This window comes from Anaerotignum faecicola, from assembly GCF_003865035.1.
Classification (GTDB): Bacteria; Bacillota; Clostridia; order Lachnospirales; family Anaerotignaceae; genus Anaerotignum_A; species Anaerotignum_A faecicola.
In genome coordinates this window covers 414,776-426,804 of record NZ_BHVZ01000001.1, presented here as the reverse complement: position 1 = coordinate 426,804, position 12,029 = coordinate 414,776, and the positions used below count along the sequence as shown (strand labels likewise).

At 48.5% G+C, this 12,029-nt stretch carries 7 protein-coding genes and 1 other annotated feature (1 of these 8 cut by a window edge); of the genes, 5 read left to right on the top strand and 2 right to left on the bottom strand.

The features are described 5' to 3' along the window. Positions 1-60: 60 nt before the first annotated feature. From EJE48_RS01920 to nifJ, 5 genes are all read left to right on the top strand, one after another. Positions 61-1,095: an NAD(P)-dependent alcohol dehydrogenase gene (locus EJE48_RS01920; RefSeq protein ID WP_016407785.1), complete on the top strand. Its 1,035-nt coding sequence runs from the start codon at positions 61-63 to the stop codon at positions 1,093-1,095. 28 nt (positions 1,096-1,123) lie between these two features. Then, positions 1,124-2,647 (top strand): xylulokinase, encoded by a 1,524-nt coding sequence (gene xylB / locus EJE48_RS01915; RefSeq protein WP_124984252.1) that lies wholly within the window; start codon positions 1,124-1,126, stop codon positions 2,645-2,647. Positions 2,648-2,823: 176 nt separating this feature from the next. After that, entirely contained in the window at positions 2,824-3,837 is a 1,014-nt protein-coding gene (locus tag EJE48_RS01910; RefSeq protein WP_118582646.1) for a L,D-transpeptidase, read from the top strand. A gap of 38 nt (positions 3,838-3,875) precedes the next feature. Continuing rightward, entirely contained in the window at positions 3,876-4,892 is a 1,017-nt protein-coding gene (locus EJE48_RS01905; protein ID WP_118582649.1) for a copper amine oxidase N-terminal domain-containing protein, read from the top strand. A 621-nt stretch (positions 4,893-5,513) separates the two neighbouring features. Then, entirely contained in the window at positions 5,514-9,044 is a 3,531-nt protein-coding gene (gene nifJ / locus EJE48_RS01900) for a pyruvate:ferredoxin (flavodoxin) oxidoreductase (RefSeq protein WP_118582655.1), read from the top strand. Positions 9,045-9,477: 433 nt separating this feature from the next. Here the strand turns inward: nifJ and metA are convergent, their stop codons facing one another. Together metA and EJE48_RS01890 are read right to left on the bottom strand one after the other, a co-directional pair. Continuing rightward, positions 9,478-10,404 (bottom strand): homoserine O-acetyltransferase MetA, encoded by a 927-nt coding sequence (gene metA, locus EJE48_RS01895; RefSeq protein ID WP_118582658.1) that lies wholly within the window; start codon positions 10,402-10,404, stop codon positions 9,478-9,480. A gap of 28 nt (positions 10,405-10,432) precedes the next feature. Continuing rightward, positions 10,433-11,719: an O-acetylhomoserine aminocarboxypropyltransferase/cysteine synthase family protein gene (locus EJE48_RS01890; RefSeq protein WP_118582661.1), complete on the bottom strand. Its 1,287-nt coding sequence runs from the start codon at positions 11,717-11,719 to the stop codon at positions 10,433-10,435. Positions 11,720-11,820: 101 nt separating this feature from the next. Next, positions 11,821-12,029: a binding site (T-box leader), on the bottom strand (it continues 35 nt past the right edge of the window).

The window sequence follows — 12,029 nt, the reverse complement described above, 5'->3', positions numbered from 1 at the left end:
AGGTTCCCGAAAACTGATAAAACTGTGTATTTCAATAAAGCGAAAGCGAGGAGATAAAAGATGAAAAACAGAGCAGCTTATATGGTTGGATTGAACAAAATGGAAATCAGAGAAACCCCAGTTCCCGAACCCAAGGCGGGCGAGGTTCTGGTGAAGATTGAATATGTTGGGATTTGTGGTTCCGATGTGCATTATTTCAAGGACGGCAGATGCGGCGACTTCGTGGTTGACGGCGAACTGATGCTGGGTCATGAAGCAGGCGGCGTTGTAGAAAAACTGGGCGAAGGCGTAACAGACCTGAAGGTGGGCGACAAGGTTGCATTAGAACCCGGTATCACCTGCGGTCACTGCGAATTCTGTAAATCCGGCAGATATAACCTGTGCCCCGATGTTGTTTTCCTTGCAACTCCTCCTGTGCAGGGCTGCAATGAGGACTATATCACATTCCCTGCGGATATGTGCTTCAAGCTGCCCGAAGGGATGTCCACAAAGGAAGGCGCACTGATTGAGCCTTTTGCTGTTGGTCTGCATGCGGCACACCAGGGCAAGGTTGGCATGGGCGACCAGTGCATTATCCTTGGCTCCGGCTGTATCGGTCTGATGACACTGTTGGCTTGCAAGGCTTGCGGTGCAACGGATATCACAGTGGTAGATATGGCGCAGAAGCGTCTGGACTACGCAATGAAGCTGGGCGCAACCAGAGTAATCAATGCGAAGGAAAAGGATGTGCTGAAGGAAGTAGAAGCATTTACAAACGGCGTAGGGATTGAAAAGGTATTTGAAACAGCAGGCTCTCCCGTTACCATCGCACAGACACCTTATCTGGTAAAGAAGGGCGGTACTATCACATTGGTAGGTATGGCGGCTGACCCAGAAGTAAAATTCAACTTTGGTCAGATTATGGCAAAGGAAGCAAGAATCGAATCCGTATTTCGTTACAGAAATCTGTATGCAAAGGCAATTTCCGCAGTTGCAAACGGCATTGACATCGGCATGGTAGCAACCCATGAATTCGATTTTGAACACATTCAGGAGGCATACGAGGCTGCTATCAACGATAAGGAAAACGTGGTAAAGGCTGTTATCAAGCTGTGATGCATGCGAAAGAAATGGCGGTGTGACTATGGAATATTTACTGGGGATTGATATTGGTACCTCCGGCACGAAAACGGTTCTGTTTGACAGGGATGCCAACCCAATCACAGCAAAAACATTTGAATATCCCTTATATCAGGAGCAGAACGGCTGGGCAGAGCAGGAGCCTGAGGACTGGTGGAACGCAGTAGTGCAGGGTGTGCAGGCGGTGCTGCAAGCCTCCGGCGTGGATGTGGCAGATATCAAGGGCATTGGGCTTTCCGGACAGATGCACGGACTGGTTATGCTGGATGAAAACGGCGAGGTGCTGCGCCGCTCGATTATCTGGTGCGACCAGAGAACGGGCGAAGAGGTCGAGGATATGAACCGTATGCTGGGTGCGGAAAAAATCATTCAGATTACGGCGAACCCTGCGGTAACCGGCTTTACGGCGGCAAAAATCCTCTGGGTGAAAAAGCATGAGCCGGAGTTGTACGCAAAATGCGCGCATATCCTTCTGCCGAAGGACTATATTCGGTATAAGCTGACGGGCGAATATGCCACGGAGGTTTCCGATGCCTCCGGCATGCAGCTGATGGACGTTGCAAAGCGGACATGGTCGGATGAAATTCTGGAGGGACTTGGCATTGAAAAAAGACTGCTTGGCAAGATGTATGAATCGCAGGATGTAACCGGCGAGGTGCATCAGGAGGCGGCGGCGCTGACAGGACTTGCGGCAGGCACGATTGTGGTTGGCGGTGCGGGGGACAACCCTGCGGCAGCGATTGGGACAGGCATTGTTTCTCAAGGGAAGGCATTCACCACGATTGGTACCTCTGCGGTGGTTTATGCGGTTTCCGACCGAATGGCACTTGATCCCAAGGGCAGAGTGCATACGCTTTGTGCCTCTGTACCCGGCAAATGGACGGTAATGAGTTGCACACAAGCGGCAGGGCTTTCTCTGCAATGGCTGCGCAATCACGTTTGCACGCCGGAAATGGCAGAGGCTGCGGAAAAGGGCGTAGACCCTTATGAAATCATGACGGCAGAGGCTGCAAGGGTGCCTATCGGTTCTGAAAAGCTGATTTACCTGCCTTACCTGATGGGGGAACGCTCTCCGCATCCCGATCCGGATTGCAGAGGGGTGTTCTTTGGACTTTCTGCCATGCACGAAAGACCGCATTTGATTCGCTCTGTGATGGAGGGGATTTCCTTCTCCCAGTGGGAATGTGTTGAGGTGTTCCGTGAGATGGGCGTACCCATTGAGGATATGATGATCTGCGGCGGCGGCGGCAGAAGCCCCTTCTGGAGACAAATGCTGGCAGATATGTATGGCTGTTCGGTAAGCACGGTGCAGTCTGACCAGGGCGGCGCATTGGGTGCGGCGATTTTGGCAGGCGTTGGCGCAGGCATTTATTCCGATTTGGAGACGGCCTGTGATGCGCTGGTGCGGAAAAAAGATAGTTCCGAGCCGAATATGGCGGCGAATGGTGCGTATGCGAAATACTTCACGCTGTATAAGGAGCTTTACAGAACCCTGTTCCAAAGCTTTAAGGATTTGAAAAATATTTAAACAAACAGACGGGGAATTGCCTGAAAAGGACGTTCCCTGTTCTTTTTTTTGCAGATTTCTCAAAAATTCAACGATTTTTAAGAAAGTGTTTCTTGATTCTTGTGCAATCCTTTTTTATAATGTATAAGGAGAAAAATTCGGTAATTGAAGCAACTGTGTAACAAAGGAGAAGAACCATGAAGAAACGAAGCTTGGGCATATTGGTATTCTGTTTGCTGCTGTTTGGCTTATGCGGCACAGCATTTGCGGCAGAAAAAACGAAAAGTCCCTATTACATAACGGTGAACCTGACGGCGAATGTGGTGACGGTGTATGAAAAGGATGCGGCGGGAAATTATACCGTTCCCATTAAGGCGTTTCGATGCAGCGGCGGCACGGATACCCCCGAAGGGACATTCCGGACGAGTGCGAAATACGAATGGCGCGCATTATACGGGAATGTGTGGGGGCAGTATGCCACACGCATTACGGGGCCGTATCTCTTTCATTCTGTACCTTATTTTGAAAAGGACAAAACCACATTGGAATATGATGAATTCAACAAATTGGGGACAACTGCATCCGCAGGGTGCATCCGCCTGACAGTGCGGGATGTAAAATGGATTTATGATAACTGTCCGATTGGCACAACCGTGAGAATGTATCGTGGGGATGTGAAGGAGCCCTTGCAGCCCGCCGCTGTGCCGAAGGTCAACAGAAACGATACGGTGCGCCGCGGCTGGGACCCGACAGACCCTGCTGCCGCAAACCCATGGAGAAAGGGAACAATGCAGGAGATGCAGCTGCAGACGGCAGAGGCGGATGACAGAATTGAGTTCTATTATGAAAAGGGTGCGTATTACATTTCTGCGCCAAATGCAAAGCAGCTGTTCGCTTTTCTGGATAAGGAAATAGACCTTTCTGCGGATGGCAATAAGGTGAAATACGATGCCGTGAGGGTTTCCTATGACGGAGAGACAAAGGAGATAGAGGGGCGAGCGAAGGGGGATGCGGCGTATTATAAGCTGCGCGACTTAACAAATCTGATTGGTGCGGAAATGCACTGGGATAAGGATACGAAGCATATCACTATCCGTCTGGACGAAAAGGAAATTCTTCTGGGGAAGGATTTGCCTGAAAGAGTGCCGGAGATCAAGGATGAGGCAACATTTCCTGAAAAGCTGGCGGCATTTTTTATGATGCAGAAATAAAAAATACTTTCTGAGCGAAAGCAGAGAGAGGGAGAATTATGACAGTAAAAAAGGTTGCAATCATTGCGGCGGCAGGTGCGGTGCTTCTGGCAGGTGCGCTGACGCTTTCCATGACGCTGATTACGCGGAATAAAATAGAGGTGACGGCAACGGAAACCTCGGCACAAAATGAAACGGAGCAGGAAGAAGGCGGCGTAAAAACGTTGGAAAATATGGAGAATATGCCGCTTTATTTTGAGGATACAGAAAAGCTTTTGCTGCCCCTGCGCAATACCATGGAAGCGCTGGGTGGAACGGTAAAATGGGATACGGAAACGAAGCAAACGGCGATTTCCTACCGCGGCAGAACGCTGCGCGTGCGTTCCGGGGAACGGGATGCCGTTCTGAATGGGTATGCGGTCACTCTGCCGGATGAACCGAATATGATTAACGGCTGCCTGTATGTGGACGAGGAGGTTATTTCGGCGTACTATACAGGGGAGGTTCGCTTTAACCACGAAACCAAGCAGGTGACGTTGGAAATGAAGGACGGGACGGAGCCTGTAGTGGCAGTGAAGGAGCTGACGGCGGACGAGGAAAACGGCGGATATTCTGTGGATGTGCCTGTCATTGTGGGGCTGAATGATGCGAATTACGAAAAAAGCCTGAATGATTCCCTGATGCAGCAGATGCAGGAGTACATCGCAGCATTTATAGCGGAGGAAAATACGGCGGACAGCCTTTTGCAGGTGCAGGTGACAACAGGCTTCTGCACGAAGGATTTTCTTTCGATTCTCTGGGAAGGGACGAGAGACGGCATGCCTGTACGCTTTGCAAAAAACTTTGATCTTTTGGGGCAGAGAGCCGTAACGCTTGCGGATATGCTGACGCAGACCTCTTTGGAGGCGGCACAGGCGCAGGCAGGCGAGGATTGGACGGCGGAGCAGTTCTATCTGACGGCGGATGGCGAGTTGATTTTGATTGGACGCAATGCGGAGGGCGGACAGACGATAGAGCCGCTGACGGCGGAGCAGAGTATCTGGCGGAAAAAGTATAAGGGCATATTTACAAAATAAAGCAGAGAGAGCGGAATTTGCAAAAATCCACTCTCTTTTTTATTTTTTTGAAAGAAGAAAGAAAAAAGTTTGAAATCATGAAATCAGACATCTTATTTTCTGATTTGACAGTTTATCCTGTCGAATTGGTAAATGCAAAAAAAGATAGAGGAAAACTATGTATTCTATTTTATACACTGTATACAGGGTGTTTGTTTTTTGATTCACAAACTTCTTTTGATAAATATTTTTATGGTATAAATTTTTGTACAATTTTTAATGTTGTCAGACATTAAAATAAATAATAATCGTCGGCAAAAAATAATTTTGCATAAAAATATTTTAAAAAACAAAAGACATGTAAGCAACATCACAAAAAGTATCTTGTTAGAAACATAACGGGGGTTTTTTCATTTTGCTGTTGAAATGAAAAAGATTTAATTGTATAATAATTACGTAAAAAATCCCGTTTCGGATGTATAGGGGAAGACTGCTGTTGTAAGACAACATGATTGATAAACTTTCTTTATATACCGAAAAAAGGGTGAGCCGCCATTTTTGATGGCTGCAAAAGATGAAAGACGGGGGATATCCCTCGGAACAAACAGAACTCTCTAAATTTTAAAAGGAGGAGAAAAAGAAATGTCTAAAGTAATGAAAACGATGGACGGTAACGAAGCTGCTGCATACGCTTCCTATGCGTTTACAGAAGTTGCCGGTATCTTCCCCATCACACCTTCCTCTCCCATGGCTGAAAAAACAGACGACTGGGCAGCGAATGGTAAAAAGAACCTTTTTGGTCAGACAGTTAAAGTAGTAGAAATGCAGTCCGAAGCAGGTGCTTCCGGTACAGTACACGGCTCTCTGGCAGCCGGTGCGCTGACAACAACCTACACAGCATCTCAGGGTCTGCTGCTGATGATCCCCAATATGTACAAAATTGCCGGCGAACTGCTGCCCTGCGTATTCCACGTAACAGCACGTGCTCTGGCTGCACATGCACTGTCCATCTTCGGTGATCACTCCGACGTTATGGCTTGTCGTCAGACAGGTTTCGCTATGCTGGTTTCCAACTCCGTACAGGAGGTTATGGACCTGGCTTGCGTTGCACACCTGTCCGCAATCAAAGGTCGTGTACCTTTCCTGCACTTCTTCGATGGTTTCCGTACATCTCACGAAATCCAGAAGATTGAATGCATCGACTATGATGAACTGGCAAAGATCATCGATATGGATGCAGTAAACACATTCAAGAGAAATGCGCTGAACCCCGAACATCCCGTTATCAGAGGTACAGCTCAGAACCCCGACATCTACTTCCAGGGCCGTGAAGCAGCAAACAAATTCTACAATGCTCTGCCCGCAGTAGTAGAAGAATACATGGGCGAAATCAACAGAATCACAGGCAGAGATTACAGACTGTTCAACTACTATGGCGCAGCTGATGCTGACAGAATCATCATCGCTATGGGCTCCGCTTGTGAAGCAATCGAAGAAACAATCGACTACCTGACAGCAAAGGGCGAAAAGGTTGGTCTGGTTAAGGTACATCTGTTCCGTCCCTTCGTAGCAGAAAAGCTGCTGGAGGTTATCCCTGCAACAGCGAAGAAGATTGCTGTTCTGGACAGAACAAAAGAACCCGGCGCACAGGGCGAACCTCTGTACATGGACGTTTGTACAGCACTGTTTGAAGCAGAATCCGCTCCCGTTGTAGTTGGCGGTCGTTACGGTCTGGGTTCCAAGGACGTTACACCTGCACAGTTCCTGGCAGTATATGCAAACCTGACACTGGATAAACCCAAAAACCACTTCACACTGGGTATCGTGGATGACGTTACTAACACATCCCTGGAAGTTGGCGAAGAAGTTAACGTTACAGGCAACGACGGCACAATCTCCTGCAAATTCTGGGGTCTGGGTGCTGACGGTACTGTAGGTGCAAACAAGAACTCCATCAAGATCATTGGTGACCATACAGACAAATATGCACAGGCATACTTCAGCTATGACTCCAAGAAATCCGGTGGTATTACACAGTCTCACCTGCGTTTCGGTGATACACCCATCAGATCTACATATCTGGTAAAAACAGCAGACTTCGTTGCTTGTCATAAACAGGAATATGTTCATCTGTACGACATGGTTACAGAGCTGAACCCCAATGGTACATTCCTGCTGAACACAACATGGACTGTAGACGAACTGGATGAAAAGCTGCCCGCAAAGCTGAAAAGACAGCTGGCTGCTAAGAACGCAAACTTCTACATCATCAATGGTACAGCTATCGCAGGCGAAATCGGTCTGGGCAACAGAATCAACACAGTTCTGCAGGCTGCATTCTTCAAGCTGGCTAACATCATCCCCATTGATCAGGCTGTAGAATACATGAAAGCGGCTATCACAAAATCCTATGGTAAGAAGGGTGACACAATCCTGAACATGAACTACGCTGCTGTTGACCGTGGTGTAGACGGTGCTGTTAAGGTTGAAATCCCTGCTTCTTGGGCAACTGCAGAAGATACAGAAGCTGCAGCAGCAAGAAAGAAAACAGAATTCGTTAAGAATATCGTTGAACCCATGAACGCACAGGAAGGCGACAAGCTGCCCGTATCCGCATTCTCCGGCAGAGAAGACGGTCACTTCCCTACAGGTACAGCTGCTTACGAAAAACGTGGTGTTGCAGTTAACGTACCCGAATGGAACGCTGAAAACTGTATCCAGTGTAACCAGTGCTCTTATGTATGTCCTCACGCTGCAATCAGACCTATTCTGGTAACAGACGAAGAACTGGCTAAGGCTCCCGCAGCATTCAAGGCTGTAGAAGCAAAGGGCGGCGCTGCATTTGCAGGTCTGAAATACAGAATGCAGGTTTCCTCTCTGGACTGTCTGGGCTGCGGCAGCTGTGCAGTAGTATGTCCTGCTCCTAACAAGGCTCTGGAAATGAAGCCTCTGGAAACACAGGAAGCTGAAGCTGCTAACTGGGATTTCGCTATGGACGAAGTTGCACATAAGGCTAACCCTATGAGCAAGGAATCCGTTAAGGGCTCTCAGTTCGAACAGCCTCTGCTTGAGTTCTCCGGCGCTTGCGCAGGTTGTGGTGAAACACCTTATGCAAAACTGGTAACTCAGCTGTTCGGCGACAGAATGTATGTTGCAAACGCAACAGGCTGCTCCTCCATCTGGGGTGGTTCCGCACCTTCTATGCCTTACACAACAAACAAAGACGGTCATGGTCCTGCATGGGCAAACTCCCTGTTCGAAGACAACGCAGAATATGGTCTGGGTATGGCTTCCGCAGTTAAGCACATGAGAAATGGCCTGAAGGATAAACTGGAAAACCTGAAAGCAATCGATGCATCCGTTGCAGGTGTTGTTGATGCTTGGGTAGAAACAATGAACGACGGCGAGGCTTCCAAGGAAGCTACGAAGGCTCTGGTTGCTGCTCTGGAAGCTTACAACGGCGCAGATGCAGAAGCTAAGAACATCGTTGCTTATGTTCTGGAAAACAAGGATCAGCTGGCTAAGAAGTCTCAGTGGATCTTCGGTGGTGACGGCTGGGCTTACGATATCGGTTACGGCGGTCTGGACCACGTACTGGCATCCGGCGAAGATGTAAACGTTCTGGTATTGGATACAGAAGTTTACTCCAACACAGGCGGTCAGGCATCCAAATCTACACCCGTTGGTGCAGTTGCTCAGTTCGCTGCATCCGGTAAGAGAGTTAAGAAAAAAGACCTGGGTATGATGGCTATGTCCTATGGCTATGTATACGTTGCACAGGTTGCTATGGGCGCAGACAAGAACCAGCTGGTTAAGGCTCTGGTAGAAGCTGAAAAATACCATGGTCCTTCCCTGATCATCGCTTACGCTCCTTGTATCAACCACGGTCTGAAGGGCGGCATGTCCGGTGCGCAGAACGAAATCAAACGTGCAGTTGAAGCAGGCTACTGGCAGATGTACAGATTCAACCCTGAACTGAAGAAGGAAGGCAAGAATCCCTTCACTCTGGACTCCAAAGAACCTACAGGCAACTTCAGAGAATTCCTGCTGAGCGAAGTTCGTTACAGCTCTCTGCAGAGAACATTCCCTGAAATCGCTGAAGAACTGTTTGAACAGACAGAAGCAACAGCAAAAGAAAGACTGGAAGGCTACAAAAAGCTGGCTCAGGGCTAATCTTTTGAGCGATTACGCATAATCAAAAGGCGAGATATAGAAATATATCTCGTCTTTTTTATGTATGAGGGAAAGGAAAACAGCTTCGTACCTAAGAACGTAGCACATAAAAAAAGGAGCCGAAAGGCTCCTTTCAGACTGTAGACAAAGTAATTTTGAGATAGCGGAAGGGCTTGGGAAACAAACTGTTCATTACTTTGCTACGCAAAGCAGGCTTCGCCTGCCGCCCCTTCTTGGGCGGTAAGTAGTTTCCCAAATGGAATCCGCAGTCGGAATTCACTTCCGGCGAGGAAAACAGCGAGTTTCGAGGCTTTTAAGCTGATGGAACTCGTCTGTTTATTCTTCTGTCTTAGCAAGTCGAAATCCTGATTTCGACTTAGGGTGTCGACAAAGTCGACACCCTAAAAGGAGCCGAAAGGCTCCTTTTGGCGTATTACTGGTTTTGGTTAATCTGCGTGATATCATAGGGGGAGGTCTGGTAGACGAAATAATTCAGCCAGTTGGAGTAGAGCAGATTTGCATGCGCTCTCCATGTTACCAGAGGCTCCTGTGTATCATCATCGTTGGGATAATAATTTTTGGGTACTTCGATGGGAAGTCCTGCGTTTTTATCCCGCAGGTATTCCTTTTCCAGAGTACGGGGATCGTATTCCGAATGTCCCATAATGAAAATCTGACTGCCGCCGTCATTATGGATGGCGTATACCCCTGCTTCATCAGAGGATGCAATGATTTTCAGGCGCGGTTCCTTTTCGATGTCCTCGCGGTAGACAGTGGTATGTCTGGAATGGGGGACATAGAAGATATCATCCGAGCCACGGAAGAGGATAGAGGTCTTTTTATCCAGCTTATGCGGAAATACGCCGAACATTTTATCCTGCATCATGTGTTTTTTGATGCCGTAATGATAATACAGACCTGCCTGTGCGCCCCAGCAGATATGGAAGGTGCTGTGGACATGGGTTTTGCTCCATTCCATGATTTCCACCAGCTCGTCCCAATATTCCACCTCTTCAAATTCCATCTGTTCGATGGGCGCGCCTGTGATAATCAGACCATCCCAATTTTGCTCCTTTACCTCGTCGAAGGTTTTATAGAAGGCAAGCAGATGATCCACCGGTGTGTTTTTGGATTCGTGGCTTCTGGTATGAATCAGCTCCAGCTCAATTTGCAGGGCGGTATTGCCCAAGAGACGGGAAAGCTGTGTTTCGGTATCGATTTTTGTCGGCATGAGGTTTAACAGCAGGATCTTCAGAGCACGAATATCCTGTGTGATCGCACGCGTTTCTGTCATGATAAAAATGTTTTCATCGGTCAGCACCTTGGCTGCGGGTAATTCATTGGGTATTTTAATGGGCATTGCTATAATCTCCGTTTCTTTCGTATGCTTATCTGATAGCTTCGAGTGCCTGTGCAATATCGTCAATCAAATCCTGTGCATTTTCCAGACCACAGGACAGGCGAACCATATCCGCAGGTACGCCAGCAGCCGCCAGCTCTGCATCTGTCATCTGTCTGTGGGTGGAGCTTGCGGGGTGCAGGCAGCAGGTGCGTGCATCTGCAACATGGGTTTCGATAGCGGCTGTTTTCAGATGCCCCATGAAGGCTTCCGCCGCCTTTCTGCCGCCCTTTACGCCAAAGCTGACAACGCCGCAGGAGCCGTTCGGCAGATATTTTTTCGCTGTTTCGTAATATTTATCTCCTTCCAGACCGGGATAGATGACATAGGAAATCAAATCGTGGTTTTTCAGATATTTTGCGACAGCTAAGCCGTTTTCGCAGTGACGGGGAATCCGCACATGCAGGCTTTCCAGACCCAGATTCAGCAGGAAGGCAGACTGGGGAGACTGGGTAGAGCCGAAGTCACGCATCAGCTGTGCGGTTGCCTTTGTGATAAATGCGCCGCCCTGACCGAATTTTTCCGCATAGGTAATGCCGTGGTAGCTGTCATCGGGAGTGCAGAGACCGGGGAATTTATCGGCATGTGCCAACCAATCGAAATTGCCGCTGTCTACGATACAGCCGCCGACAGCCGCGCCGTGACCGTCCATGTATTTTGTGGTGGAATGGGTAACGATATCCGCACCCCATTCGATGGGACGGCAGTTGATGGGGGTTGCAAAGGTGTTGTCAATAATCAGAGGAACGCCATGTGCGTGTGCCACCTTTGCGAAACGCTCGATATCCAGAACACTCAAGGCGGGGTTTGCGATGGTTTCGCCAAAGACTGCCTTTGTATTGGGTTTGAATGCCGCTGCAAGTTCTTCCTCTGTGCAGTCGGGCGCAACGAAGGTGAAATCGATGCCCATTTTCTTCATGGTTACAGAGAAAAGGTTAAATGTGCCGCCGTAGATGGTGGAGGATGCAACGACATGATCCCCGCAATTTGCAACATTGAATACGGCGTAGAAATTTGCCGCCTGTCCGGAGGAGGTCAGCATTGCTGCTGTGCCGCCTTCCAGCGCAGCAATTTTTGCCGCAACCAGATCGCAGGTGGGGTTTTGCAGTCTGGAATAGAAATAGCCGGATGCCTCCAAATCAAAAAGCTGCCCCATGTGCTCACTTGTGTCATATTTGAATGTGGTGCTCTGGTAAATGGGAATCTGTCTGGGCTCCCCATTGCCGGGGGTATAGCCACCCTGTACACATTTTGTTTCGATACGATATTCACTCATGCTTCGTTCCTCCTTAGTAAAAATATAAAATAAAGTTGATGTTGGTTGCAGCAAATGCGAGGACAGGCAACAGGTAATAAAAAAGCCGTCCCAAGGAAAAACCTTGAGACGGCCAGTATAAACCGCGGTACCACTCAAATTGCATATAAAATATGCCACCTCTTCGGGCTCAAACAAGCCCTATGCTTTTACGCAGCAGTCACGGGAGGAGCCTACCGATACGTTTGTATTTTCGAACCTCCAGCTCAGAAGCCATAGACTATTGAATGAAATTGTTATCGGCTCACAGCAACCGCCGACTCTCTGAAAA

What these genes read in the sequence shown, in the direction of transcription:
- xylB (WP_124984252.1), top strand. Translation starts at nt 1,124, where the DNA reads ATGGAATATTTACTGGGGATTGATATTGGTACCTCCGGCACGAAAACG.
- metA (WP_118582658.1), bottom strand. Translation starts at nt 10,404, where the DNA reads ATGCCCATTAAAATACCCAATGAATTACCCGCAGCCAAGGTGCTGACC.
- EJE48_RS01905 (WP_118582649.1), top strand. Translation starts at nt 3,876, where the DNA reads ATGACAGTAAAAAAGGTTGCAATCATTGCGGCGGCAGGTGCGGTGCTT.
- nifJ (WP_118582655.1), top strand. Translation starts at nt 5,514, where the DNA reads ATGTCTAAAGTAATGAAAACGATGGACGGTAACGAAGCTGCTGCATAC.
- EJE48_RS01920 (WP_016407785.1), top strand. Translation starts at nt 61, where the DNA reads ATGAAAAACAGAGCAGCTTATATGGTTGGATTGAACAAAATGGAAATC.
- EJE48_RS01890 (WP_118582661.1), bottom strand. Translation starts at nt 11,719, where the DNA reads ATGAGTGAATATCGTATCGAAACAAAATGTGTACAGGGTGGCTATACC.
- EJE48_RS01910 (WP_118582646.1), top strand. Translation starts at nt 2,824, where the DNA reads ATGAAGAAACGAAGCTTGGGCATATTGGTATTCTGTTTGCTGCTGTTT.